This window comes from Peribacillus loiseleuriae (genome assembly GCF_001183985.1).
Lineage (GTDB): Bacteria > Bacillota > Bacilli > Bacillales > DSM-1321 > Peribacillus > Peribacillus loiseleuriae.
Genome location: NZ_LFZW01000001.1, coordinates 1,085,659 through 1,111,661, shown reverse-complemented (window position 1 = coordinate 1,111,661; position 26,003 = coordinate 1,085,659). Strand labels below are relative to the sequence as shown.

Genomic DNA, 26,003 nt, shown 5'->3' with positions numbered 1-26,003 from the left:
TATTGTCTTTGTACATTCTATGAATAGGAGGTGGTATTCAAGATGGACCGTTTTGTAGATGCATACAATCAATATAGGGAACAAGAAGCTACAGACAGCCGAATAAATCCAGAAATTGATGATGGCAAGGAATATATTGAAGCCGTTCGGAAAAACGATGATGGAAGTATCATTGCCATTAAAACAAATACTGGAAGAGAGCTGGACTACCCTACCGCACTATCTGAAGCGAAAGATGGAAATCTTGCTCATGTAGACGTTTTCCATAAATACGGAAGAGATATTTTACGAAGTGAGCCGGACGGGGTTAAAGAAAATAACCTGGATGAGCTACCACTCTTTTAAACTAGGTTTTTAAAACATGAAAAAGGCTCCAAAAAGGAGCCTTTGTCTTATAGATTTACAAATTATTTTTGAACGTTAGCAGCTTGTGGTCCGCGAGCACCTTGTTCGATTTCGAAAGAAACTTCTTGACCTTCTTCAAGAGTTTTGAAACCTTCACCTTGGATAGCTGAGAAGTGTACGAATACGTCGTCTTGACCTTCAACTTCGATGAAACCGAAACCTTTTTCTGCGTTAAACCATTTTACTTTACCTTGTACCATGTATAGTGCCTCCTGTTTGGAAAAAATCCTTTTATTACTATTCTTGATCTAGGATAATGTCTTCAAGAGGAAACCATAACGGTACTTCCTTCTATGAATCTTATTCCGAACAAAAATAATTGATTACAGTATACCATGTATTTCTGAAAAAAAACAAGGAGATTGCCAAAAAAACTATCGACAATTCCTCCTATTTTTCTACAATCAAAAATCTTTTTACTTCTTTTTTCTGAAGCGTTCTTCCATTAAATAACGCTCTGCCTCAACTGGGGATTCGAAGCATTCTTCAATATTAATGCCTGAATAAATATTCCATAACAAGTCCTCATGAACTAAAGTCAGCTCCTGTTTGTCACGACCAATCCAAATCCCCTCAAGGTCCGCAAATTCATCTTCAGCTTCCTCCACTTCTTCAAACGGTTCTGCTAAATATGCAAGGCTTGATGCAATGATTTTCTTCAATTCATCCTCGGAAAAATCTCTAATGTTCAAGAACCCTTTAGGTCCTCTTTCTTTCTTGGGCAAATGTCCTGCAAACACAAATCCATTTCCATTCGGATGTAGATGCTGCACCACAATCTTTTTCTCATGCAAGCTTTCTTCATAATGAAAATTCACTCTTCCAAGTGAAACATCTTTTCTCGTTAATTCTGGAAATGCTTCTATAATCTTTAATTTCTCTTCAAAGGTTAACAAAATCGTTCCTCATTTCATTCATTCATTCATTCATTCAGTAGTGTTCGTCGATTATAACATAAATGAGGATGTTTGAATAATTTTCTATAGAAAACAAACATAAACACCATCAAATTCGACAACAAGGTCGTCTAATATAAAGTAGAACTTCCATCAATCGGGATATTACAGCCTGTAAAACTGGGATAAAAGTAGCAAAAATTATTTTTCTACACAAAATAGAGATCTGACATGTAGCTGACACAAACAAACGGTAAAGTAAGAGTATCAAGAAAACAATCAACGTTCTCACCGCAGAACTTAGTGAAAAAGGTAACGTACTATTCCAGATGAGAGTTTCGTAATTTACCCGTTACTTCATCATTAAACAAACAACAACTAAACATTGAATACTTAAACTATTAAAATTTCTAAAAGGGGTCGATTGAATTGGTTACTATTTATACTACTCCAAGCAGCTTAGCATGTAGAAAAGCAAAATCCTGGTTAAACAAACGTGACATTGCCTACACAGAACGTAATTTATATGCACAACCATTAAGCGTTGAAGAAATTAAGGAAATCCTTCGTAAAACTGAAGGTGGCACAGATGAAATCATCTCGACACGTTCAAAAAAATTTAAAAATTTAAATATTGATATTAATACAACACCATTGAATGAGCTATGCAAGATCATTCAAAAAAATCCTGATTTGCTTCGCCGCCCTATTATCTTTGATGAAAAGAATTTACATGCCGGCTATAATGAAGAAGAAATGGGGCGTTTTCTGCCGCGCCAAGTTCGCCATATTCAATTGTGGAGAGCGATTAGTTTAATCAATTAATCTTGATTTATCTTAAAGAGACTGTCTCAAATAATGTTCTCTTTTGGGGAACAATAGTTAACTACTGACTTTTAGCTGTTTATGAAACAAAAAGATAGTCAGTAGTTAACTATCTTTTTGTTAGTAAAAAATGAAATTATCAATACTATTAATCCATTTACAACGAACAGAAGAGTGTAAATCACTGCTAAAAATCCAGCCCCAAAACCCCATCCATAAGTGACACCAATAAATACACAAGCAAAAAAGACCACAGGTGAGAGAAGAAGCAAAGTTGCACCGCCCCAAGCTCTTTTCTTTCTGTTTGTTCTTGCTATCTTGAAAATTAAGTAATTCGCTCCGAGCAATATAACAATAATTACAGCCCAGAACAGAAATTCCCCCCAAAAAATACCCCTTTTTTTTCCTAATTTTAACATAGACTTTTAACCATTTAAGCAATAATTACTTAAAAATTTTATTATACCAATTAAAAATAGACCCACTCGCTAATGCGAATAGGTCTGCGATTTTAGTTCTCTTTTTTACTAATCACTAATCCCCCAAAATTTTGATTTCAATACTCTTTACACCGTGTATTAAGTCATGTACACGATATATAATAACTTTGGGCATCCAACCTCACAAAATCTTAAGTCTCTGCTTTCCTAAGATGAATCGTAAAGGTCGTTCCGCACTCATTGCTTTCTTTCAGTGTAATATCTCCTTTTTGTGCTTTGGAGAGCATTTTACTGAACGGAAGGCCTAAACCTAATCCCCTTACTTTAAGCTTCTTCTTCTCCCCTCTGTAAAAAGGTTCAAAGACATAATTTATCTCGTGTAAAGGAATTCCTCGCCCATTATCTTTTACATCAATCCGAATTTCATTTTCCTTTTCGTACAAGGAGACTTCAATTTCCCCATTTTCCACCAATGCTTGTTTTGCATTATTCAGCAGATTGATGATAATTTGTTGGAGTCTGAAGGAGTCAACATAGCCAATAACAGATTGATCAGGCACTTGAACACGTAAATCAAAGTCTTGCTCCTCCTGCGTCATTTTCCAGCGATACACCATTTCTCGAAGAAATTCATTTACATCTGTATTCACCATGAGCATAGTAAATGATCCAGCTGACAGCGAATTATAATCGAGTAAATCCTCAATCATTCTTTGCAGCCGATGGGTCTCTTTAAGCGAAATATCCAAAAACTCCTTGCTTTCTTTCCCTGTCACGACATCATCTTTGACTGCTTGAATTAAGCCGCTGATGGATGTAACTGGAGTTTTCAAATCGTGCGTAACGCCAGCAAGTAATTCGGCTCGTAATTTCTCCATTTGAATTAACCGATTTGTCATTTCTTTGAATGATTCGACCAACTCATAAATTTCCTCTTCTCGTGTCTCTTCTTCTTTTAATTGGATATCATAATTACCTTCACGAATTTGTGCCGCAGCATTCGCTACATGTTGAATCGGTATTGAGATTTTCCGAGAAAGAACATAGATAACAGCCCAGCCAAGAATCAACAGACCACACATCATTACAGCAAGCATCCCATGATCCGTATTGATTTCATTTAAAGACGCTTCTTCCTGGGCAATAATCACCCATCCTTTTATTTCATCATGATCTATGATTGGAGACTTCACGATATACACTTCGTTTGCCTTTTCAAATTTCACTTTCTGAACCGTTTCCTCATGGTCCATAATAGCAGCTGGAAGTTTACTCGAACTGCTTTCAATATAGATTTGAGGTATGGTAGATATAATTTCCCCATCAGGCTCTACAATGTAGATAATGGGTGTTTTATTTAAATTAATCATTTTTTCCCGTTCTTCAATCGCTTTCGATAGAACAGGTCCAACAACGATTTGTCCATTTCCTTTTATTGCACGGTCAGCTGTTTCTTCTGCTAAGTACTTCAACAGATTAAGTCTGTATTCTAAAGCAGTCTTTTCCATCCACCAAAACGAAACAGCTGATAATATGAGCAAACCCGTTGTCAGTGTAATTAAGTATCTGGTTGTCCAATAGCGTATAAGTGTCGTTCTCTTCTTAATTTTCATAGACAAGCAACTGATACCCCATTCCGCGTAATGTTTTTATTTCTCCTTCTGTATCAGGCCATTTTCCCAGTGATTTCCTTATTCGTTTAATAGCAAGGTCCACTGCTCGATCACTTCCATCGTAATCCATTCCCCAAACCTGATCGAGTAGTTGCTCTCTTGTGAAAATATGGTTAGGATGTTTGACTAAGAATATGAATAATGAAAGATCACGTGGTGTGAACGGTATCTCTTCTTCATTCAAATGAACCTGATAAGAGTTAAAATCAACCTTTAGGCTTCCCAATTGTTTGAAATTTTCACTTTCCTCATCAACAAAGGCTGGGGATCTTCTAAGGACTGCCTGGACTCTTGCTACAACTTCGTCTGCTACAAATGGCTTTGATATATAATCATCTGCACCAGATTTAAATCCAGACAAACGATAATCCACATCTCCAAGTGCTGTCAACATGATAACCGGACAAGAGCTACTTTCACGTATTTTATCCAAAATTGTCCACCCATCCATCCCAGGTAGCATCACGTCTAGGAGTACAAGATCTGGTTCATGCTCCTTATATGCTATTAATGCTTGCGAGCCATCATATATTTGAATAATTTCATATCCCGCTCGCTGCATATATGCTTTTAGCACCATTGAAATGGCGATTTCATCTTCTACAATTAAAATCTTTTTCATTACCTTCTTCACTTCCTTGAATAAAAGTATAGTGAATTTATCACCGAAGTGCTAGTCGTTGGGCATAGGCCTCATAACATAGCAAAATCCATCACAAGACTTCGCTCTGATGGATGCTTCATTATAGGAACCAGTATATATGACATATGTGTCAGCATGATGTTAAAACCGGATGTTTTAGGTTGTTTGATTCAAAAAACAGATTATTTACTATAAAAAAGAGGAGGTATAAAGGATCAGAATCCTTTATACCTCCTCCTTTCTATCAATTACATATTTCATGTGTATAGGGCAGCCTTTGTCACGGCATTCGACTTGTATGTACTATGCTCAATGCTAAATTGATTATGTAGCAATTTTTGCGCTTCATACAACACGGTGTTATGCCCGACTGTTTTGTCGATAGCAATGTGACAACTCAAACTTATATATTCAGACATAATGGACCCAATACGCAAGTCATGCACATCCCTTACGTGTGTAATTTTTAATAATGCAGATTTTACTTCTTTTACATCCACTTGAGAAGATGTCCACTCCATTAATAGATAGAAGGATTCCTTTACTACTCTCCAGCCACTGATAACGATCAGCACAGCAACAATGATGCTTGCAATCGGATCGACAATGCTCCAACCGGTCCGATCATATCATCGATAACATGTAAAAAAGCACTTCAAACATTCTAATTATCTTTATCACCATTCAGTAATAACCAGGTTGCGATAATATTCACAATCAAACCAATCACAGCAATCGTCAACATTCCCATACTTTGAATTTCAGGAGGGTTTTGAAAACGACAAATGGCTTAAATAAAAATAAATATAGATATCACGATTAACGTGAGAACGTTTAAGGATACCGCGATAATTTCAAATCACTTATAGCCAAATGATTTAGACTGTGGGGCTTTTCGTTCACCTAGCTTAATCGCTCCAAAGCTCAACCCTAAAGCAACAGCATCGCTAAGCATATGTCCAGCGTCTGATGATAGCGCAAGACTATTCGTAAGAAGTCCTCCTATTACTTCCACCACCATGAAGATGGAAATCAATAGGAATATGCTTTCTTGTTCGCTGAATGATGGTGAGAATGTCCGTGGTGATGCCCCATACTAAATCCACCTATTCCCAAAACGAATCTGCAAATTAATTTCCTTACAGTAGCTTTCACTATTATCCAAACATAAATTTACTATTTTTTTCAAGTTTCTCTCGGAATTTGAATGAGTCATATATCCTGCTAAACATCGTTAAAACAAATTTACAAACCCTATCTGCCCCATTCACCAAGCTAATTCTTTGGAAATCTAATAAGCATCTCACAGCCTTTACACTATCAGTTGGTGCCCATTTTAAAAAACAAGCAAACATTTTTGGGTGATGAACATATGATGAATTAGCTTAGATGATTTGCTTTTACTAAGTCACTAGAAAGCTTTTCAGAATAGCGGAGGAACTACTATGTCTTGTGTAGAAGAACGTGATTGCGGTGGATTCAATAATGGTTTTGCTTTAATCATTGTGTGATTCATTCTTTTGATTATTATAGGGTGCAGTGGATTTGTCGGAGGTTTCGGTGGAGGTTACGCCGGAGGCTATGGTCTATGGTTGCTAACAGGCTTAAATAGTGAAGGAAGGCACTTGTATGGGCGTCTTTCTTCATTATTTATATGTCATGCTAATTCTGATTAATGTTACACTGGATTAATTGCGTCAAATTGAAAGATAACTTAGGATATACGGGTGAAAAACACTTCAAATACTATCTGTTCAAAAAAAGAAATAAGCTTGCAAAGATACATATCATTCTCTCCACAAGCTAGCACATTCTAATTATTAGCTTATTCTTTGCTTCGTTTTTCTGGCCTTCACAATCATCCAAATGATGATAATCGCAATGGGGATAAGAAGAAGGTTTGCGTATTGTCCAAAAATCGCACCGGCCTTTTCCCACTGGGGTCCAAGTTTATAGCCTAAATAGACATAAACACTCGTGACAGGGAACATAGCCGCATAGGTGTACACGATGAATTTCCAAATATTCATCTTCGTCATTCCACATGGGATTGAAATAGCTGTTCTTACACCAGGTATAAATCGTCCAAAAAACGCCACACTCCCACCATGTTTTTCAAAAAAATGATCTGCTTTATCAATATGATCTTCTTTCACAAGAAAGTATTTTCCAAATTTTAAAACAATCGGCCTTCCGCCATAGCGTCCTAAAGCATACAGTGTTAGAGGTCCTAACACGCCGCCAATCGAACCAGCGAAAATTGCCAAATAAAGATTCATATCTCCTTCGTATACCCAGAATCCCGCAAGTGGCAACACAAGCTCTGCTGGTACAAATTCAAAGGTTAAAGCAAGCATGATTCCAAAATAACCTAAGCCTTTAAAAGCCTCAATCATATCCATAATAATGGATTCCATTTGTAATACCCTCCATCTTCTAACCATTGCATACTAAAAAGGATGCCAAACTAAAGCAATAGACATCCGTTTTATTTCGACAAGTAACAGGCACCCGAAACAAGTATTAGCCAACCTACTCCTCGACTATACAACTACTTTTTTCTCTACTTAGAGTATAATATACAAGCCTTTCCGTCAATTCCAAATGACTAGAAAAGGTCCGGGTTATATGCCTTCAAGAGATGTTACACGACCATGCCTATACTATTTTTGATGTCTTAATCAATCTCGACATGCAATTTTAATTTCAAATGTGTAAAGCAACCTTGCCATTACTAGGAAAAATCGTATCAGAATCCAATAGGAAGAGCTGCTATTTATCTCTTTCTATTACTTCTGCATATAGAATGTACTATTCTTCCTCTTAAGTGTGGATTTTTTACATATATCAGCCGTTATCCTATTTCACTCCGAATGCTGTTACGCGGTTTATGTAAATTTTGCAATCGCGTAATCAGATGATGAATAAGGTGGCGGTAGCATGCGATATGCACTCTCACTTCTTTTTACACAGAACATGGTAATCCTGAAAAAAAGTGATGCAAGCCTTCATAAGAACTTCTCATTTTATTCATAATTTGTTCATCATTATCCTATATTATAAAGAATAAGCAAAATACCTTTTTCTCCTTATCTGAATCCAGTAGCTATTGCTGGATTTTTTTCGTGTGTACGGACGATTATTCCCTTAAAAAGTCCGCTAATAACAGCTGAATGCTGGCTGTTATTAGCGGACTATATTTGACAATCTTTAATCAGCATTCTTGATAACATACGCTTGCTTAATTTCTTTATATTCTTGTTCAGTAATGATTCCGAGTTGTTTAAAGATCGCTGAATATCCTACAATTTTCTTTTGAGTTCGCTGTGAATAAGACATATCTTTCCGTCTCCTTTTTTACTACATAGTATATTCAAAAATTGTTTACTTCGTGCAACTTAATTGCCCGAAGTAATAAAGCGAAACTTTCATAAGTGGGGGGCCATCGCTCGCCTAATTATTCTTGATTCTCTCATAAAAATTGAGATGGGGTATTACAGCCGATTAAACCAGGATAAATTTCACAAGTGGAAATATTAGACATAGAAAAGGAACCTGAACTTTGTAGAATTGAAGTTGATTTGAGTAGTATTATAGGAAATTGAAAACAAAAGATGGGATCGAAGCACTGAGGAAAAAATGTGGATATAATCAAGTTCTACTGAAGAAAGAGTATTTTATTACTATATAGCAGGGTGCTTTAGAGCTGATTCTGGAAACTATGCATCAGCGGGGATTCTGCTCATACTCCACACAAGCAAGAAAAAAATAATAATTATGATGAGAATATTGGATCATGCTATTTCAAATCAGGTATTTCTCAGTAAAAATGTACACAGAATACGATTTTTGGCATACTATTTTTCACTTTAATCCCATTCTAACACCGCTCTCGTAATAACGAACGGTGTTAAAATAAGTGATTAAATTGTATTTAGGTATAACAGGCGTTTTATTTTTATGACCTAAGAATCCATTATTTATTTTTTTAATTCATTGTAATGCTTGATTACTTCTAGCGTAATTTCACTATTTTCATCTAATTCGCTTACTTCTTTCAGAACATGCGCTACACCATGTTCTTTTATCATGGCTTGCATTTTTACTGCTTCTTCATCTTCCTTGTTATCAAAGAGTAAGGCTGATGCGATTGCCTTCGTAAGATTCGTGTAAGATAGTCCAGCTTTTTTTGCTTCAGTAGCTGGACGTACTAGACGGTCATTTGCTCCAAGCTTACGAAGAGGCGAGCGGCCCACTCTAGTCACATCATCATTTAAGTAAGCATTTTTAAAGCGATTAATAATCTTATTAATATATTGTTGATGCTCCTCTGGATTTAAGCCATATTGCTTAATTAAATAAGCACCCGTTTCACCAAGTGTTGCTTGAACTTGCTTGATAATCTTTTCATCAGCTAACGTTTGGTCAATCGTCGACTTATTCTCAAGATACCCAAGGTATGCAATAACAGCATGTCCTGTATTCACTGTAAAAAGCTTTCTTTCAATAAATGGTGCAAGTTCTGAAACAATTGTCATCCCTTCGATTGGCGGAATGCTTTCACTTGTTTCTACAACCCATTCATAATAAGGCTCAACCAGTACATCGAGAGAATCTTGATTGTTTTGAATGGGAACAATGCGGTCAACGGCTGAATTAAAGAAATAGACTTTACCAGCTAAATTTGCTTGGGTCTCTTCATCTAGATTTTCTAGTATATAGCCTTTTAAAAGGTCTGTTGCCGAGATTTGATTCTCACAAGCGATCACGTAGATTTTTTCATCATTTTCCTTTAGGCGAGCAGCCAAGCCCTTTGCGATCAATGGAGCAATACGTGGTAGGATATTCGGTCCAATTGCAGTCGTCAGGTAAGTTGCACCTTTAATCGCTTCAATGACTTCATTTTCCTGCCTCATATTATTTAGTCCTGATACATTTTCTATCGTTACAGCTTCTTTCTGATCTGTAGCCAATTTAACTTGATACTTCTTCTTCTCGTTTAACTGATTAATGATTTGATCCGCAAGATCGATAAATGTCACCTGATAACCAGACTGTGAAAAAAGTGCTCCAATAAATCCTCTTCCAATGTTTCCTGCTCCAAAATGTACTGCTTGTTTCATTCATATCATTCCCTTATTAAATTAGTATGAAGATAATCTAGAAAAACGGCTTCTAATTTTGCACGAATCATGCCCTCATTCGATGAGGAAAAAGTCATAATCGATTCATTATTCTCAATTAAACTTGTACTTATCAAACTTACGATTTCCTGCTTATTTACACTCAATTCCTCAGGCGCCAACATTAACAGCACATTCTTCATATACATGTCCTTGCCGTCCATACCTTTTATCAGACAAGGCTCTTCTAAATGGGAGATTTGAAAAATGAGCTCATGCACCTTCTCACTTCTGCAGTGAAAAAGTCCCATTCCTGTGTTCGGAATACCAAGCCCACCTTTTCTTTCCCTATCCATTAACAATTCAATCACTTCATTTGCATGAGTTAAAAGCTTTTCTTCTTCCGCTATCCATACCATTTCTTTAATAACTTGTTCATGGCTTTTTAAATGAGGTTTCCGATACACCCGAAAATGATCTAGAACAGCCTGGATGCTTTCTTGTACATCCTTCAGCTCTTGTAAGATTTCCCTAATCCCACCCTTTGCTACGCGAGAAGAGGAGGATTCTATTTGTGCTGATTTTTTATAATGCTTATTTTTTGTTAAGTTCTCGATGTTATTCCGTAAAAATCTCCTGATTGTTAAAATATTTTCTTCAGTTAAAAGTGGAGAGACCAAGATATTATCTTTGTTTATAAAAGGAAGCCTAACGGTTGAAATAATAACATCAAAATTTTCAAAATTCCCATGTTTCTGAAGATCTTTAATCGAACTGATTTCTATAGAACCAATCTCTGAAATTTCTTTTTTTACTCGGCTCGCTAGCATCTTTGAGGTACCAATACCGGTTGGGCAAACAATCAATGCTTTTATCGATATTCCTTCTTCTCGCATAACGAGCGCCGAGCCAAAATGAAGGACAATGAAGGCTATTTCATCCTCAGGAAAATAATCAATTTCTACAAATTCATTTTCTACACTGGTTTGTACGGCCATAAATAGAACTGGATACTTTTGTTTGATTTCCTCTTTAAGTGGATTAAATAATCCCATTTGTTGTTTAAGGCGGAACAATGCAGGTTCCATGTGAGCAAGAAGCCCCTGATACAAAGAAAAATCCATTGTTAAATCAACATGTAGCTTTGAAGACACATTTCGTATAAAGTTTTTTACTTTTTGACTTAGTATAACACTATCATAAGGAACGGTATCAGCTGCTTGTAGCTTAGAACCTTTAAGGATAACCGCCAAGTAAATCATGTCGGCTTTAGTAAATGCTACAGAGTAAGTTTCTTCAATCGCCTTACATATTTTCACGATTAGATTATATTCCTCAGTTAGTTCATGAGAATAATCTTCATATTCCTCTAATAGGAAACCGGATTCTGTCCTTTGCATCGTAATACACATATGTACAATTAGCCCGATATAATCGCCATCTGCTAGACGTGGTTGTAAACGATTTAAAGTAGCTATAACTAATCGATCAATAGTAAGAAAATACTCTGGAAGAAAGTAATACAAGACCATTTTTTTTGAGAATTTCCCATTTTCTAATAAAAATAAATTCTCAATCAGTTCTTCATTAAAATACAGTAAGAAATTGTTTGCCAAGGCTTTTCGCTTATTTGCTTCCGTTCCGAAAAGCTCAACCCCTACTCCTCTTTTTCTGGTAACTTGAACATTTGAATGAGTTAACCAGTCTGTCAATTCATCCAAGTATGTGGTTAGTGTTGTAATGCTGACACCCAAACTAGCGGCTAACGACTGGATTTTATATGATTCTTCTTGCAATAGTGCTATAAGTAGCTGCAGTTTTTTTTCCTCTGGTGTTTCATCGATTGGATGGATTCCCAATAAGTACTGAACCAGACGAAATATTTGTTCATTCTTCCCCTCAATCTTGAGCCCCTTATCCGCATTTCGAACTAAATCAAGCTCAAATGACTGGAGAATCTTTTCGATTGCATTTAAATCACGATGAATGGTTCTGACACTTACATTTAGATAATTCGCAATAGAAAAAGCTGTATGTTTCCCAGAAGTTTTAATAATTAATTCAATAATTGCTTTTTCTCTTGAGGTAATAAACATGATATCAGCTCATTTCATTAGAAAAGCGCAAGGAGCAAGTTTCGGTGACAGGACAAAGACTTATCAAGCTGTATAGGGAATATCCTTCTCCCCATTAGTTTGATTGTCTTATGTCCCCAGAGCCGATTGCGCCTTGCGCTAGAAACCGTATTTATTGTAAGAATCAATTCTTACAATAAAAGGGCGATTAAAAAAGCACTTAATTCACTTTTCTATTCGGTAAATACAATTATTTATTCTTTTCCTAAAATATCTATCATTTCTTGGGCTGTTTTCGCTTCAACCAACTTTTCAATATTCTCCATATCGGAACACGTCACAGCTATTCCAGATAATATCTCAAGATGTGTACCATCTTTCCCAGCAATACCGAAGATCAAACGTACTTTTTGACCGTCAAAGTCCACTCCGTTTGGAACTTGCAATACGGTAAATCCAGAATTAAGTACATCCTTTTTCGCTTCTTCTGTACCGTGTGGAATCGCAACATCATTTCCCATATAGGTTGAAGTCATTTCATCACGAGCAATCATCGCTTCAATATAGCTTTCGTTAACATATCCGGCTTTCACTAATGCTCGTCCAGCGAAGCGAATCGCCTCTTCTTTATTAGCAAACTCTTGATTAAGAAATACATTTTCCGGACGAAGCAAGCTGTCATTGTCATTTTCACCATCAGGGTTACCAGGGACGACTTCTTCAGCCTCTTCAACGATTTCATGAAGCTCTGCATTGGCTGGAAATTTTAACTGACTGATTAATCGATCATATTCTGGACTTGATAAGAAATTATCCACGGAAATGTGATACGCATTCGGCACTTGTTTCTGTGCTCTCGGTGTCAGTTCTTCCTGTGTGATGACAATTTGGGCATCAGAAGGAAGATTACTAATAGATGTATTCGTAACAGCGACATCCATTCCTGCTTCCTTCACTTTCTTGCGGAGAAGGGAAGCACCCATTGCACTAGACCCCATTCCGGCATCACATGCAAAGATGATTTTATTCACGTTATCCGGCATAGTACCATTTGAAGCAAATACATTCGCAACAGAACTTTTCTTCCCTTTCATTTCCTGCATTTTTTTTGCTGCATCTTCAATGCTTTCATCTGGTTGCTTCCCTGTTCTGAGGACGAATGCAGAAATAACAAATGATACAATTCCAGCTACTAACACGCCTGCGAAGTTTGCAATAAACGTACTTGTATGATGTGGAGTAACTGCAGCAATGGCCAGAATACTACCAGGTGATGCAGGAGCGAATAATCCTCCACCTAAAAGAACTAATGTAAATACGCCACTCATTCCGCCCAAGATAACGGCAAAAAATAACATCGGACGCATTAAGATATATGGGAAGTAAATTTCGTGGATTCCGCCAAAGAATTGAATAATGGCAGCTCCCGGTGCTGATTTCTTTGCTGTCCCTTTTCCAAAAATACTATAAGCAAGCAAGACACCAAAACCAGGTCCTGGGTTTGCTTCAAGTAGTAACAATACCGATTGGCCTGTCTGTTTAATCTGCTCTAAACCAATTGGTGAAAGGATGCCATGATTGATAGCATTATTTAAAAATAATATTTTTGCAGGTTCGATTAAGATACTTGTCAACGGCAGTAGCCCAGCCGCCACCAGCCAATCTACACCATTCACAAGCCAACCCGTAAACAAGTTTACAGCAGGACCAACCCCTAATAAGGATAGAATAGCGAGACCTCCGCCAATGATTCCTGCTGAGAAATTGTTAACAAGCATTTCAAAGCCAGCTTTCACTTTCCCCTCAATAAACTGATCAAATTTCTTTATTGCATATCCGCCGACCGGTCCCATGATCATGGCACCAAGAAACATCGGAATGTCTGATCCTACGATGACACCCATTGTCGCAATAGCACCAACAACACCACCGCGTTGATCATGTATAATCTTACCGCCTGTGTACCCTATTAATAGTGGCAACATGTATTTAACCATTGGATCGACCATTTGACCTAAGCTTTCACTCGGAAAGAAGCCAGTAGGTATAAATAGTGCGGTAATTAACCCCCACGCTATGAAAGCTGCAATATTCGGCATAACCATCGAACTAAGGAAATTACCGAACTTTTGTACAGCTACTTTTATATTTAATTGAGCCATTATCTCTCTTCCCTTCATTATATTCATCATTAATGGTAAAGGACGAGTCTCAAGCATTCAATAACGAAGAAAGCTAACTTTGTCGCGACAAAGGAGACAAAGATATTGTTTCTCGAATATATTCGATTTATTCTCTTGTTAAAAGATTGCAAGCTTATTTTATTGTGGATAATATAATAACAGTATTATTTCATTACAATCGATTTGTTTATTGCCTTGGTGCCCATAACATAACAGATACACCAATTAAACAAATGGCACCACCTACCCAGTCGTACAAGTCTGGCGTTTTTTTATCTACTCCCCATCCCCATAATACCGAAAGGATAATAAAGACACCTCCATACGCAGCATAAACACGACCGAAAGATGGAAATGTTTGAAACGTAGCAACAACTCCATATAAAGCTAAGGCGAGTCCTCCTAACATCCCCAAATAAAAGGGCTTTCCCTCACGAAGCCATAACCAAATAAGATAACCTCCACCAATTTCTGCTAATCCCGCAAATAAAAATACAGCAATCGTATAGATCATCTTTACTCACATTCTCCTCACATATGTTTGGTAAAATTAATTATACATGATCCAATTCAAAATTCACTGAATTCTTCAAAGCCTATATAAATATCTCTATATAAACGATTTAAACATCCTGTCATTCAGACTATTTCATGTAAATAGGCAACATTAACTCTATTTTATAACGAGAATTCAATTAATTTAGAAGAAAAAAGCCATCCTCCTTTAACAAGAAGATGACTTTGATCCACATTTAGATTTGATAACAACATATTTGTATATGGATTTATATGGACATGGATAACATCAATCCCATATACACAGCAGCCATAAAACTCACTCCAAATATTAATCCTAAATAAGGTTTTCTATTTTTAAAACTTACAATAATCATCGCCAAAAATACGAAGGAGATGACTATTAACAATATCGTTTGGAAAAATGGAATAAACTGTACATGTAACGGAACAATAATATCTATACCTAATAACCATTCTACCCAAGGAGAGGCACCTTCAGAAATTACTGTAAGATCAATTGTATGAGGGGGCGATAATGTCCCCATTACAGCGGTAAAATAGAATACAAACATTAGTAAAATACTTTCACCAATCAGCCAAGGACGTGGGTTGAACGTCGAATGATTCATTGCTTTTTTCACAAGAAATCCGTTAACAAAAGCAAAAACAATGACAGGTATGATACTAATATGTTTAAGGAGCAACATCTGTCCATAAGGTAAGACCCAAGACTTCACATAATCTTTCGGTTCTACAATCGGTACCATCAGAATAAATCCACTTATAAAAATTACGACTAAACAGACGATAGCAAATGGTGTAAACCAGCGCAAAAATTTTAACCAAGAGGAATGATTTTTTGAAAACCATGAAATATGAATGAGTATACCTGTCCATAAAGAAACGATTAAAAAATGTGTCGTATGAGAGAATAATCCTTTCCAAAAAGACAACGATGCACTATGGCTCGCGTATCCTACTCCTAGAACCATTAAGAATAACAATAACATCTGTAAATATTTAGATCCCTTTACATAAATGGTCATCCATAAAAACGTTGCCATAAAGCCTATGAAAATCCACGACTTTCCAACCTGAAATTCAGTAAGTACAGACATAGTCGCCTGCTGTAACCCAACACTGTCTTTAAAATAGAAGATGACTTGCACAATGGGCACTAATGTAAAAATGATGATACCAAGAGTTGAAAGTAGCAATACAGATTTCGGAACATTTAGCTTTGGCTTACTTCCTTCTGGTACAAATTGCAGTACGACATGACCCGCAAGAATTGAAAACATCAGATAATTTCCAAATTCCGAAATCGGAATAAGTACATTCATCATTTACGCTTCTTCTTGAACAATAAAACGAGACCCAAAACCAAAATGGCGAAAAGAAGTACTGTGATGATTGTTGTTACTGTATTGGTTGATGGTTGATCTACAGTTTGGTTTTCAGTTTGAGTCTCAACTTTATCCTGCTGTTCATTCTCTTGTTTGTTTTCTTCTACTTTTGGTTGTACTGTTTCTGTTTCTTTTTCTTTGTTTATTTGTTCTATTTGTACAGTGAACGTAATCTTGCCAGTTATGGGATGCCCATCATCTCCTACAATATTCCATTCAATGATATAAGAACCATTTTCAAGAGGTGCAGATAAGGTTCCGATCAATTGCTTATCTTGTACTAGAATTTGAGAAAGTGAAATCTCTACTCCATCTTTCAATAGCTTCATGGTGCTTAGTTTTTCTATAGTCCCTGCGTAGTCGAGAGTGATTTCCTTAAGTTCCTCGGTCACAATTTGGCCTTCTTTAGGATTGGATGAAGATAGATGAGTATGTGCACTTGCCATAGTAGGGATTGTTATGAACATACATATCAACATAAAGAGTAATTTTTTCATTATTGATCCTTTCTTTTGACTATAATTTTTCGATACAACCCTTTCATCATAACATGTTTATCCTCGATAATTTCACATGCATTTTCGACAATTTTGTAAATATTATAACAATCTATTCCGATAACTATTGGAGGCAGCTATTTACAATTTATTAAGCTTCTGGAGTTGGAGTAGGCTTAGCATATCCATTCTCATACTTTGCATCAATATCTTTTCGGATTGCTTCAATTGATTTTCCTTCGTTATAATCAATGACTGATTGGGCAGCTATTTCTAAACAAACACCGCATTTTGTTCCATGATCATCCCAAATTACTACTCCGTTACTCTTGTTCTCATAAATAAAACAATCATAATTATTTTTATGATTTGCTGCTTCACCACATCCGCAATAACAAGGAATTTTTTCAAGCAAATCTTTATGGTTAGCGGCTGCGGTATAAATTAATTTCATATCTTCTGATTTACCGTTCATAAATTTTGGCAATACATCAACGCTACTTGTTTCTTCACGGATATCACTAATAGCATGTTCTGTGTGTTCTGTATGGACTTCTTCCTTTTCACTTTTCTGTTTCTCTGCCGTCGTATTTGAACATGCTGATACTACTCCTAATAAAACACAAATCACAATCATAAACGAATGTTTAACTTTCATTTTTTTATCCTTTCCTCTTCATTGTTAATTAAAGTGTAAGCTCCTGTATGCAAGATAACAAGTCCTATTAAACAGCTAGCTAGAGTTTGTGAGATTTTAACGAATCTGTCCACACTGATTTTTTTCGATAAAGGATGGATAATATATAAGTGCGTGTTCAAATAATTCTGTAACTCATAAATAATCAACTTTGTCTGTTGTTAGTGATTTTCATTATTACTGCCTGATCTACCCTGAGGTACATATTAAACAGCCGACCACATAAGCGGTCGGCTATCCTTTATAAATATTTCCGATGCACGCCTTTTCCATCATATGAAAAGAGTACTTCTTTTTTCTCCATGACCGATTCCAGATGGACAGGGCGCCCCCAAAGCTGGTAAATATAAGGAAGTACCTTCTCTAAATACTTCAAATCCAGCTCAATGTCTTCGTACCAATGCTTTAAATAAAGCTCACCGTTTCGTAGATAATCGCCGTCATTGACCGTAATGTATGGAAAACCACCATTAACGCGCATGCTGACGAGCTGATCGCGAACCTGCTCCCATGCCTTATCAACCACTTTGTAATCCTTCCCTTGCTTTTGGAATAAATACATATCTTCACGTGTCACTAAGTCTTTAGTTAAATAATTTCGTATAAAGGATATGTCCGCTTCGATTTCTCGAACTTCAAACATCTTTTCACGGCCAGAATCTGGCTTGACACCAAGTTTCTTCATTTCATCAGTCGGGTTATTATAACGTTCTTCAATATCTTCCAAAATCTTCAATCCAAGGTAATATGGGTTTATACTCGTACGTGACGGCTGGACGACACCGGCATTCAGCTTGGCGAACTCCAATGCGTCTCCCGAGGTCAAATCCAATTCCCTGACGATTCTTTGATGCCAATAAGATGCCCAGCCTTCATTCATGATTTTCGTTTCAAGCTGCGGCCAGAAATAAAGCATTTCTTCGCGCATCATCGTTAAAATATCCCGCTGCCATTCGGTCAAATCACGGCTGTATTGTTCAATGAATAGTAAGATGTCCTTTTCTGGCTGTGGTGGGAATTTCTTTTTCTTTTTCCCTACACTACGGATCGGTTTTTCTTTGTTATCCAAGGACCATAAATCATCATATGCGGATGCAATTGGTTTAATTTCATCCCCATCATTATCTTCGTCCTCCATGGACCAAGCTAGCTTCGGTCGGATTAAGGACGGATCGATATGTTCATCAATTGCCAATACTGCATCTAGAAATGTTTCGACCTCTTTTTTGCCATGTAGAATTTCATATTGGCGAATCCGATCGGCCGTTGCTGCCATGCTTTCGACCATATCACGCTTTGTATTCTGAAATCGAACATTATTTTTGAAGAAATCACAGTGAGCAAGCACATGCGCGACAATCAATTTGTTTTGAATAAGCGAGTTTGAATCCAATAAAAAAGCATAGCAAGGATTTGAATTAATAACCAATTCATATATTTTACTCAACCCAAAATCATACTGAATTTTCATTTTATGAAATTGTTTTCCGAAGCTCCAATGGGAAAACCTAGTCGGCATCCCATACGCACCAAATGTATAAATGATTTCTGATGGGCAAATTTCATACCGCATCGGATAGAAATCCAGCCCAAATCCCTCTGCAATCTCAGTAATTTCACTTATCGCATATTCCAATGCGTTCTGATCTTCTGTATTCATCCGCCTCTCCTCCTTTTTTCTTCCTTACATTAATGTATGAAAAAAGCGTGGGAACATGACGGATGTTGGATGGGCTCCCAAATATTATAACTAGTATGAAACGTATTAAAGAATTCATAGTATTGCACACAGCCGATCTATGTCCCTTTTTAGGAGTCTCATTGATTTCCTCAATTGGTCTCCACTTACCATTGAACCTGAAAAAAGCATTGATATTCCAATGAAAAATATTCCCATTCCTCCAGTAATTAAATAGGCTTTATCTATTCATTCAATTACAGTCCTTCGTTAGCAAAGAAACGCATATTCAACAAGCACTTGAACACGGAGTAAAAGTTTATCCAACCGCACATTACTTCATGAATAAGCTGCCTCATGAATCTACGCTTTCTTTAACTAGGTTGTAGCCATTTATCAAAGGATCAATTTCTTATAGATATCCAACTGTAAAAAAGCTTGGACATAAAGAAAGCAACGAAGGAGGGGTTCCTTGTTGCTTTCTTTATCAATCCACAATCCTATATTTTGATTTATAAATACTCAATCTGTCCTTTTACGTATCTTGCTTTTTATGTTTACAAAATAAAGAAGAACAGAGTTTAATTATCGGAAAACAATTAAACTTTATTTTAAGTCTACAACTTTTCTACCAAAATAATTTCATCTTTTCATCCTGCAAATTCACCGTTGGTCATTCCATGAAGTAAAAAATCTTTATAATAAAATTTCCATACCCTCAACAGCAATGTGAAAACCTCTATCCTTTACTTGTTTGATAAGGGAGTTTTCTGGATCTATGACGGGGTTGGTATGATTGAAATGAGTGAAATATATAGCTGTTTCATCCACTAAGTCTTGCAGGCGATCCATTGTTTCCGTCATCACCGGATGAGGAATTTCTTTATAATTTCGCCCCATTCGTTCAATTTCTTCTATTGAATAGAAAGTACCATCCAATAAGCAAATATCTGCTTCCTTGGCCATTTCATATATATCACGATCCCATTCATTCCATCTATCAATATCGGGTATATAAAGTAGTTTACGAGTCGGCCCAGCAATCCAAAACGCAAAGGTTTCAGAAAACTCATTTCGGTGCGGGACTTCCACAGGAGTTATTCGAACAACTGATGTAAGTTCGATGGGATGTTCATGCGTGATCTCTATTGGCTTAATATTTTCAAGATCAGCTAGTTGCTTCCATGGTGCATGATTTTCTAGTAGCTGTTTCATTTTTTCACCACAATAAACAGATGTTCCTTTAGCACCGATGGCTTCTTTTCCTAAAAACATTAATCCAGGATAATGTCCAATATGGGCATGAGTAAGCCAAATGCTATCCATCAATTGTTTTTGCAGCTGGTACTTCATTTGGATAAATGCCATTTGCTCCCTTAAGTCAGGAGTTGCATCAATCAAGTGCCACTCTTTTGACTTTGGTAGAATAATAGCCAAGGAAGAAGCAAACCTCCGAAACTTAGCATCTTCAATTGCTTTCACACAGTTCCTGCAAAAACAATTCGGATGCGGGACACCAGCATCTTGCGCTGTGCCAATGATATTCACGATGACTTCGCTCATGTCAATTCCCTCCTATTGATTCTGTTTCTTGCACCTGCTCCTCAGAATAATCTTTTTTCGTTATCGTCCAACCAGTAAATCCATAAATGACATTGATAAGGGGAACAAGGAAAGCAAAGAATAGATATGGAATAAATTGCTCTACTCCTACACCCAACATATTCGCTGCAAAAACAGCTGGTACACCCCAAGGTACCAGTGTGATTCCAACTGTTCCAGCAGCTTCAACGCATCTAGATAAATTTTTCGTATCAATTTTTAAATCTTTATATGTTTGAACGAAAGTTCTTGCAGGTAATATTATCGCTAAAAATTGGGCACCACTTGCGAAGGCAACAATAAAAGTCGATACAATTGTTGTCGTAATTAATGAACTAGTCGTCTTTATTTTATTGATGATAGGTCGAATTAAAGTTTGAAAAACACCAGTACCTTCTAAAAGACCCCCTAAAGCTGTAGCAATGGTTAATAAACCGATTGTATTAAGCATGGAAACTATTCCACCATTATTTAATAAAGAGTCAACCTCTTTGACACCGGATTTAGCCGTGAATCCATACGTCATTGTGTTAATAACGGAAGTGATTGATTGACCTTGTATAATAATAGCTACTAAACCACCCAACAATCCAACAATCATTAACGTGGGCAAAGCTGGCAAACGCTTCATCATAAGCAAAATAGTTAGTACAGGTAATAATAACAGCAAGGGATGAATGAAAAACGTCTTTTGGATCCCCGCCAAAATCATATCAATTTTCCCTGTATCTACAACATTTTGCTGTGCCCCATTGCTGATTATTCCATATAAAACTAGTGTAATGATAAAGGCAGGAACAGTATCCCAAAGCATATGGCGAACATGACTGAATAAATCCGTTTCTGCCATTGCTGGTGCAATATTCGTCGTATCAGATAGAGGTGATAATTTGTCTCCAAAAAATGCCCCTGACATAACGGCACCAGCAATAAGTCCTGGCGGAAACCCCATCCCTTCACCTATTACCATAAACGCTAAACCAATCGTAGCAATCGAAGTAAATGAGCTACCAAGCGTGACGGAAACGACCCCGGTAACAAGAGCTACAGCTGGAATAAAGAATGAAGGGTGAATAAATGATAATCCATAGTAGATCATAGAAGGAATCACACCACTAGCAATCCATGTTCCCACGATCAACCCAATAACTAGCAATATAAACATCGCAGGCAAAGCTTTGGATACACCATTCACCATCATTTTCTCCAGCTCATCCCATTTATAACCACTTATCACTCCAACAAGGACTGTCGCAATGATTCCAATAATTAAAGGGATAAACATACCGGCTTTCCAAATTAAAATAGAAGCAGCTCCTGCTGTCATTAAAGTTACAATTGGCAAAAGCGCTAAACCAATTGATATATTTTTTCTCATCTTACTTTTCACTTCCTTTATTAATTGTTTGTTCATATAAGAAAAGCGCAGACACCTTGCTCATCAACGTAAGAACTGTAGGGACTTCAACTAAGATAAAGAGACAGCAGACACTTGTCATGACTCATTCCCTTAATATATTTTACATTCTATTACTACTTATAATAAAAAGCTTCCATCCCTAAAAAGGGACGGAAGCTCCGCGGTACCACCCTGATTAACAAAAAAATTTTTGTTCACTCATTTGATTAACGGCATTGCCGGACAGAAGTCAGCTCCCTAATTGTAATTCACTGAATGCTCGGCTTAGTTTGCACCATCCACTAAGTCTCTCAACTTCCTAAACAACCAGTTACTTTTTTAGTTCAACGCTTTTACGCTTTTACGCTTTTATGCTTTTGTGTAAGTAAGTATGAAAGTATCTTAATATAAGACTCCTTAGCGTGTCAATAGACTATTTTTTAATAAGATTTCTTCAGTCTAGATGTCCCCTTTTAAAAAAAACGAAAAAAATCCCCTTTCTGTTTTTAATAATCAATTATATCCCCCTTCACCATTGGTCTTTCCATATAAATCCAAGATTCTAATTCAACTATTCTTCTCGTTAATTGAACAAATCATCTACATCTTACCGTTTTTTATCCATGTCCAAATTTGATAACTACCAAATACAGATACAAAAAAAAGCAAAATTATAAATATAACGTAGATGGATAAACTATTTATTTCTTGTAACCCTTCGCTATTTGCCACTACCCAGACGGATAAACCAATTAACACTAAATGACAAAATACATTTGGAATAATCCACATTATTCTTAGTTTTCGATTTTCCATAATAATCCCTCCATAAAACAAGTACGAATATTAGTAGGATTATGCTTCATATATGATATTGTTCTTGTTCAACTGATCGTTTTAGTAGAATCTTTCACAACTTATCTACAATACTTATTTTAACATAATATTTCCATTTTACTGCCAAAAAAGAAGTTCGCTCTATATTAAACAGACTGTCTTCGATAACTGCATCTTTGCAAAGAAGCAGTTATTATTTCCGGAAAAACTTATGAAATATATGGTAAAATTTTTATATACAATCAAAAAGGAGTTTTATATGAGACGAAATACCATGATTCTTATTACAATTGGAATTGTACTATTTTTAACATTAACGGCATTTTCAATTAACCATACTTTCCCTCGTTCATTTCATCATACATTTACAAAAACAACAGATTTAAGTAAAGAAAATATTGAAGGTCTGTATTTAAATGATAATTTTTATAGCGATGAAATCACAAAAAAATATGGAAAGAAAACAGAGCAAAGTAGAGATGTTACAGGTTATGATTACTATGAGTTAAGAAAAGGAATTGAAGTCGCAACTAACAAATCTGGAAAAATCACAAGATTTATCATAACTGACAGGAATTTAGAAACTGTAAAAGGAATAAAAATTGGTGACAATAAGGAAGATGTAATAAAAGTATATGGAAAGAATGATTATTTCCGTTCAGAACAAGGATTGAATATTATCGGCTATGTGGACAGAAAGAACAATACATCTATAGAATTTTGGTTAATAGATGAAAAATTGAACTTTTACAAACTTGATAATAAATCAATGAAATAACCGCTTAGCATTTGTGCTAAACGGTTTCTATATAGACCTCATTTTTTAAGCTAATTCTTATTTTGTACCTCTAAACCGAACCAGTTAGATGCAAATCACACGATCTTGCTCTTAACTATATCTCCATGTATCGCTGTTTGGTAAGCTTGTTTAGGATGGTTAATTTGATTTGGAAACAGTAATATATATAAAAGCGTGGGAACATGACGGTAGTTGGAATGGCTCCCAAATAAGAATCCGCATATCCTCCATTCTTCTTTATTTAATAACCTTCATTTTATTTCAAAAAAAGACACAGCTTTCTGCCATGCCTTTCAATTACCTCATTCACTTACTTTCTTCAACCGTTAAATTTAATAGCTTATTATTGGCTAAGTTATGTTTGATTTTGACAAGCACATTGAATTCTTTTCCATTTTCTGCTACCAAGAAAAGAAAATCATCTTCTACTTCATCTTTTGTCAATTGTTTTCGGCCTTTATATTCGTAATCGGTGACTTCTTCAGCCGGATGGTTTGCTTGAACAACAACAATGGCAATTTTTCCGTATTTTTCATAATCGGGCTGTTGGGCCAAAACTTGTTGGAACGTGCTAAGACTCAGGATGAATATAAGTAAACCTATGATTTTCTTCATCGTTTTCCTCCTGTTGCAATGGTATAGCTATAGTATGGATCATATTTTTCTTCTTATTCTACGGTTTTGCAAACTTCCGCTGCAAGCATCAATAATACGGCACGGTTGCGATTCCATTCCTCATGGATCACCTCAATTGGAGGGCTTGTTTCATCGACGAGATAGCTTAACTCAATCGTCATGGCTGGTCGTTCATACTCAGTAATGAACCAATCTGTATAGCCACTTCCATTGGCATGTTTCTCAGGAATAGACAAGTTGTAACCTGTTAAAATCGCCGTCTTTTTTGCCAAAGAATAATCACGTAAGATATTCTCAGGTTTATTATGGTAATACCAGAAAATTTCACGTCCAGATGTATGATAGGATACAGCAAGTATTGGATTGATTTGTTTCGTAAAGAGGACGAGCGCTTTTGATTCAGAGGCCTGAAGCGGTTTCTTTCCTTTATAAAATTGATAATTTGGTGCCTGGGTATTTGTGTCCAGCTCGCTCCAACCAGCAGGATATTGACGATTTAAATCTACTCCTCTTGCGTTCGCCTTCCACCTTGACCAGTTTGTGCTAAAGTTGTTCATCCCAAACAATGCCCATTTTTCCTGAAGATTAAATGCGGAAAAATCACCTTGCTGGATTTGAACGCCATCCGGATTTAACAGAGGCACAAATATAAGACTGATTTCATCTAATATAGATGTGGAATACCCATCGATGTTCAACTTTGATTCATAAGCTTCCGCGTAAGCTTTGATTATTTTCATGATTAATAAAGTCGAGAGCCATTCTCTGCCGTGATGCGAACCGCTAATCAAAATGTTTTTTTTTCCTTTTCCAAGCTTTACTGCCCAAATAGCCTTTCCTTTTTCAGATTGGCCGATTGATATCAAGTCAAGTTTATAGCGTTGCTCCAAATCCGTTAATTCTTTTTCAAACTGCTGAACTGAATAAACAGGATTTAGTGTCTTTATAGCTGCTTGAATGGGAAACGAAGTCAAAATCAGGGAACCTGCTATACAAACGATGAAGTATTTCATTCATGCACCACCTTCATTTATCCTAGATTAGCCTGTTCAGTTTTTTTAAAAGAAAATCTCTGGTTGGTGAGAGGCTAACCAGCAATGAAGGGTAAGAAAACTTCCACTGATGAAGTTTTACTTTATTCAGGTAAATAACAACAATCCCTAAGAATTAGCATCTCCACATTTTTCTTCGTAATGAACGAACGAGTTTGAACAAACTACAAATAGCTCCTTAGTAAGGAGGAGATTTCATGACCAAAACGGATTACGACAGAGCATTGTTTTACACGCACAGGTCGGAATGGGATAATTTGCTTATTTTAATGGTCCGCACTCGAGATCATTTTCTTTCAAAAAAGATTGAACGCTTTTTACATGCATACCACTTTGAACATGATTACAAGCTCATTGAGACATATCTACATGCATTACTTCGTTATCTCGATCACGCAGCTGAAAATACGACAGATTACTTTGAGCTTCTTCCTAGCTAACATTGCTATAGCTTCTGCAAATTGGAAACATATATACATGAAAAAGGAAGCGTCTCAAAGCAAAGGGTTAGACCCCGCAACAACTAAATACAGTACAAGAGTAGTGTGTGAAATACTACATACTGATTTAGCTTGCGAGGTCAGACCCTTATGAGACGCTCTCTTTTCTTTACACACC

At 36.4% G+C, this 26,003-nt stretch carries 25 protein-coding genes, 1 pseudogene and 1 other annotated feature; of the genes and pseudogenes, 4 read left to right on the top strand and 22 right to left on the bottom strand.

Annotated features, from left to right (window positions below):
- The first annotated feature begins 42 nt into the window (after positions 1-42).
- Positions 43-345, top strand: coding sequence for a DUF3892 domain-containing protein (locus AC625_RS05025; protein WP_049680274.1), 303 nt, complete (start codon positions 43-45; stop codon positions 343-345).
- A gap of 62 nt (positions 346-407) precedes the next feature.
- Here AC625_RS05025 and AC625_RS05020 read toward each other — a convergent pair whose 3' ends face one another.
- Together AC625_RS05020 and AC625_RS05015 are read right to left on the bottom strand one after the other, a co-directional pair.
- Complete coding sequence (locus AC625_RS05020; RefSeq protein ID WP_028393295.1) at positions 408-605, bottom strand: cold-shock protein; 198 nt, start codon at positions 603-605, stop codon at positions 408-410.
- 216 nt (positions 606-821) lie between these two features.
- The gene (locus AC625_RS05015) at positions 822-1,301 is read right to left on the bottom strand and encodes a hypothetical protein (protein WP_049680273.1); all 480 of its coding nucleotides are present in this window, start codon (positions 1,299-1,301) and stop codon (positions 822-824) included.
- A 429-nt stretch (positions 1,302-1,730) separates the two neighbouring features.
- On the opposite strand from AC625_RS05015, the gene spx reads away from it, so the two are divergent.
- The gene (spx, locus tag AC625_RS05010) at positions 1,731-2,126 is read left to right on the top strand and encodes a transcriptional regulator Spx (protein ID WP_049680272.1); all 396 of its coding nucleotides are present in this window, start codon (positions 1,731-1,733) and stop codon (positions 2,124-2,126) included.
- 98 nt (positions 2,127-2,224) lie between these two features.
- Here the strand turns inward: spx and AC625_RS05005 are convergent, their stop codons facing one another.
- From AC625_RS05005 to AC625_RS04930, 18 genes and pseudogenes are all read right to left on the bottom strand, one after another.
- Entirely contained in the window at positions 2,225-2,545 is a 321-nt protein-coding gene (locus tag AC625_RS05005; RefSeq protein ID WP_049680271.1) for a hypothetical protein, read from the bottom strand.
- Positions 2,546-2,757: 212 nt separating this feature from the next.
- Complete coding sequence (locus AC625_RS05000; RefSeq protein ID WP_245645080.1) at positions 2,758-4,179, bottom strand: HAMP domain-containing sensor histidine kinase; 1,422 nt, start codon at positions 4,177-4,179, stop codon at positions 2,758-2,760.
- Positions 4,169-4,861, bottom strand: coding sequence for a response regulator transcription factor (locus tag AC625_RS04995; protein ID WP_049680269.1), 693 nt, complete (start codon positions 4,859-4,861; stop codon positions 4,169-4,171). Before AC625_RS04995 ends, AC625_RS05000 begins: the two co-directional genes overlap by 11 nt.
- A gap of 246 nt (positions 4,862-5,107) precedes the next feature.
- A pseudogene (locus AC625_RS28455) lies at positions 5,108-5,977 on the bottom strand (cation diffusion facilitator family transporter).
- A gap of 725 nt (positions 5,978-6,702) precedes the next feature.
- A complete protein-coding gene (locus AC625_RS04985) occupies positions 6,703-7,299 on the bottom strand; it encodes a DedA family protein (RefSeq protein WP_049680268.1) in 597 nt (198 codons plus the stop codon).
- A 793-nt stretch (positions 7,300-8,092) separates the two neighbouring features.
- Positions 8,093-8,221 (bottom strand): hypothetical protein, encoded by a 129-nt coding sequence (locus tag AC625_RS28125; protein WP_281177215.1) that lies wholly within the window; start codon positions 8,219-8,221, stop codon positions 8,093-8,095.
- A gap of 641 nt (positions 8,222-8,862) precedes the next feature.
- Positions 8,863-10,005, bottom strand: a complete 1,143-nt coding sequence (locus AC625_RS04980; RefSeq protein ID WP_049680267.1) for a mannitol-1-phosphate 5-dehydrogenase — start codon at positions 10,003-10,005, stop codon at positions 8,863-8,865.
- A gap of 5 nt (positions 10,006-10,010) precedes the next feature.
- Positions 10,011-12,101, bottom strand: coding sequence for a BglG family transcription antiterminator (locus AC625_RS04975; protein ID WP_049680266.1), 2,091 nt, complete (start codon positions 12,099-12,101; stop codon positions 10,011-10,013).
- A gap of 233 nt (positions 12,102-12,334) precedes the next feature.
- Entirely contained in the window at positions 12,335-14,242 is a 1,908-nt protein-coding gene (locus AC625_RS04970) for a PTS mannitol transporter subunit IICBA (RefSeq protein WP_049680265.1), read from the bottom strand.
- Between the two features lie 208 nt (positions 14,243-14,450).
- Complete coding sequence (locus tag AC625_RS04965; RefSeq protein WP_049680264.1) at positions 14,451-14,777, bottom strand: YnfA family protein; 327 nt, start codon at positions 14,775-14,777, stop codon at positions 14,451-14,453.
- A gap of 271 nt (positions 14,778-15,048) precedes the next feature.
- Positions 15,049-16,128: a copper resistance D family protein gene (locus AC625_RS04960; RefSeq protein ID WP_245644937.1), complete on the bottom strand. Its 1,080-nt coding sequence runs from the start codon at positions 16,126-16,128 to the stop codon at positions 15,049-15,051.
- Positions 16,125-16,685 (bottom strand): copper resistance CopC family protein, encoded by a 561-nt coding sequence (locus tag AC625_RS04955; RefSeq protein ID WP_049680263.1) that lies wholly within the window; start codon positions 16,683-16,685, stop codon positions 16,125-16,127. The genes AC625_RS04960 and AC625_RS04955 overlap by 4 nt, the downstream gene beginning before the upstream one ends.
- Before the next feature lie 151 nt (positions 16,686-16,836).
- Positions 16,837-17,343: a PCYCGC motif-containing (lipo)protein gene (locus tag AC625_RS04950; protein ID WP_156187420.1), complete on the bottom strand. Its 507-nt coding sequence runs from the start codon at positions 17,341-17,343 to the stop codon at positions 16,837-16,839.
- 280 nt (positions 17,344-17,623) lie between these two features.
- Entirely contained in the window at positions 17,624-19,042 is a 1,419-nt protein-coding gene (locus AC625_RS04945) for a SpoVR family protein (protein ID WP_049680262.1), read from the bottom strand.
- Positions 19,043-19,156: 114 nt separating this feature from the next.
- On the bottom strand, positions 19,157-19,291 hold the full coding sequence (locus AC625_RS28450) for a hypothetical protein (RefSeq protein WP_425415477.1): 135 nt from the start codon (positions 19,289-19,291) through the stop codon (positions 19,157-19,159).
- Positions 19,292-19,756: 465 nt separating this feature from the next.
- Positions 19,757-20,623 (bottom strand): MBL fold metallo-hydrolase, encoded by an 867-nt coding sequence (locus tag AC625_RS04940; protein WP_049680261.1) that lies wholly within the window; start codon positions 20,621-20,623, stop codon positions 19,757-19,759.
- Position 20,624: 1 nt separating this feature from the next.
- The gene (nhaC, locus tag AC625_RS04935) at positions 20,625-22,040 is read right to left on the bottom strand and encodes a Na+/H+ antiporter NhaC (protein ID WP_049680260.1); all 1,416 of its coding nucleotides are present in this window, start codon (positions 22,038-22,040) and stop codon (positions 20,625-20,627) included.
- 184 nt (positions 22,041-22,224) lie between these two features.
- Positions 22,225-22,418: a binding site (T-box leader), on the bottom strand.
- A 243-nt stretch (positions 22,419-22,661) separates the two neighbouring features.
- Positions 22,662-22,877, bottom strand: coding sequence for a hypothetical protein (locus AC625_RS04930; protein ID WP_049680259.1), 216 nt, complete (start codon positions 22,875-22,877; stop codon positions 22,662-22,664).
- 280 nt (positions 22,878-23,157) lie between these two features.
- Between AC625_RS04930 and AC625_RS04925 the strand changes: the two genes are divergently transcribed.
- On the top strand, positions 23,158-23,676 hold the full coding sequence (locus AC625_RS04925; RefSeq protein ID WP_049680258.1) for a hypothetical protein: 519 nt from the start codon (positions 23,158-23,160) through the stop codon (positions 23,674-23,676).
- Positions 23,677-24,003: 327 nt separating this feature from the next.
- Here the strand turns inward: AC625_RS04925 and AC625_RS04920 are convergent, their stop codons facing one another.
- Both AC625_RS04920 and AC625_RS04915 read right to left on the bottom strand, forming a co-directional pair.
- Positions 24,004-24,312, bottom strand: a complete 309-nt coding sequence (locus AC625_RS04920) for a DUF3889 domain-containing protein (protein ID WP_049680257.1) — start codon at positions 24,310-24,312, stop codon at positions 24,004-24,006.
- Between the two features lie 53 nt (positions 24,313-24,365).
- Complete coding sequence (locus tag AC625_RS04915; protein ID WP_049680256.1) at positions 24,366-25,346, bottom strand: M14 family zinc carboxypeptidase; 981 nt, start codon at positions 25,344-25,346, stop codon at positions 24,366-24,368.
- 236 nt (positions 25,347-25,582) lie between these two features.
- Here AC625_RS04915 and AC625_RS04910 point away from each other — a divergent pair, with 236 nt between their 5' ends.
- Positions 25,583-25,825 (top strand): YhdB family protein, encoded by a 243-nt coding sequence (locus AC625_RS04910; RefSeq protein ID WP_049680255.1) that lies wholly within the window; start codon positions 25,583-25,585, stop codon positions 25,823-25,825.
- Positions 25,826-26,003 lie beyond the last annotated feature (178 nt).

Excerpts from the sequence above, each read along its gene's own strand:
- AC625_RS04930 (WP_049680259.1), bottom strand. The coding sequence starts at position 22,877 with ATGGAAAATCGAAAACTAAGAATAATGTGGATTATTCCAAATGTATTT.
- AC625_RS04955 (WP_049680263.1), bottom strand. The coding sequence starts at position 16,685 with ATGAAAAAATTACTCTTTATGTTGATATGTATGTTCATAACAATCCCT.
- AC625_RS04945 (WP_049680262.1), bottom strand. The coding sequence starts at position 19,042 with ATGAATACAGAAGATCAGAACGCATTGGAATATGCGATAAGTGAAATT.
- AC625_RS04995 (WP_049680269.1), bottom strand. The coding sequence starts at position 4,861 with ATGAAAAAGATTTTAATTGTAGAAGATGAAATCGCCATTTCAATGGTG.
- AC625_RS04910 (WP_049680255.1), top strand. The coding sequence starts at position 25,583 with ATGACCAAAACGGATTACGACAGAGCATTGTTTTACACGCACAGGTCG.
- AC625_RS04950 (WP_156187420.1), bottom strand. The coding sequence starts at position 17,343 with ATGAAAGTTAAACATTCGTTTATGATTGTGATTTGTGTTTTATTAGGA.
- AC625_RS05020 (WP_028393295.1), bottom strand. The coding sequence starts at position 605 with ATGGTACAAGGTAAAGTAAAATGGTTTAACGCAGAAAAAGGTTTCGGT.
- AC625_RS04960 (WP_245644937.1), bottom strand. The coding sequence starts at position 16,128 with ATGATGAATGTACTTATTCCGATTTCGGAATTTGGAAATTATCTGATG.
- AC625_RS04915 (WP_049680256.1), bottom strand. The coding sequence starts at position 25,346 with ATGAAATACTTCATCGTTTGTATAGCAGGTTCCCTGATTTTGACTTCG.
- AC625_RS05025 (WP_049680274.1), top strand. The coding sequence starts at position 43 with ATGGACCGTTTTGTAGATGCATACAATCAATATAGGGAACAAGAAGCT.
- AC625_RS04965 (WP_049680264.1), bottom strand. The coding sequence starts at position 14,777 with ATGATCTATACGATTGCTGTATTTTTATTTGCGGGATTAGCAGAAATT.
- AC625_RS04980 (WP_049680267.1), bottom strand. The coding sequence starts at position 10,005 with ATGAAACAAGCAGTACATTTTGGAGCAGGAAACATTGGAAGAGGATTT.
- AC625_RS04940 (WP_049680261.1), bottom strand. The coding sequence starts at position 20,623 with ATGAGCGAAGTCATCGTGAATATCATTGGCACAGCGCAAGATGCTGGT.
- AC625_RS05000 (WP_245645080.1), bottom strand. The coding sequence starts at position 4,179 with ATGAAAATTAAGAAGAGAACGACACTTATACGCTATTGGACAACCAGA.
- AC625_RS04985 (WP_049680268.1), bottom strand. The coding sequence starts at position 7,299 with ATGGAATCCATTATTATGGATATGATTGAGGCTTTTAAAGGCTTAGGT.
- AC625_RS28125 (WP_281177215.1), bottom strand. The coding sequence starts at position 8,221 with ATGTCTTATTCACAGCGAACTCAAAAGAAAATTGTAGGATATTCAGCG.
- AC625_RS04975 (WP_049680266.1), bottom strand. The coding sequence starts at position 12,101 with ATGTTTATTACCTCAAGAGAAAAAGCAATTATTGAATTAATTATTAAA.
- AC625_RS04920 (WP_049680257.1), bottom strand. The coding sequence starts at position 24,312 with ATGAAGAAAATCATAGGTTTACTTATATTCATCCTGAGTCTTAGCACG.
- AC625_RS05005 (WP_049680271.1), bottom strand. The coding sequence starts at position 2,545 with ATGTTAAAATTAGGAAAAAAAAGGGGTATTTTTTGGGGGGAATTTCTG.
- AC625_RS04970 (WP_049680265.1), bottom strand. The coding sequence starts at position 14,242 with ATGGCTCAATTAAATATAAAAGTAGCTGTACAAAAGTTCGGTAATTTC.
- nhaC (WP_049680260.1), bottom strand. The coding sequence starts at position 22,040 with ATGAGAAAAAATATATCAATTGGTTTAGCGCTTTTGCCAATTGTAACT.
- AC625_RS04925 (WP_049680258.1), top strand. The coding sequence starts at position 23,158 with ATGAGACGAAATACCATGATTCTTATTACAATTGGAATTGTACTATTT.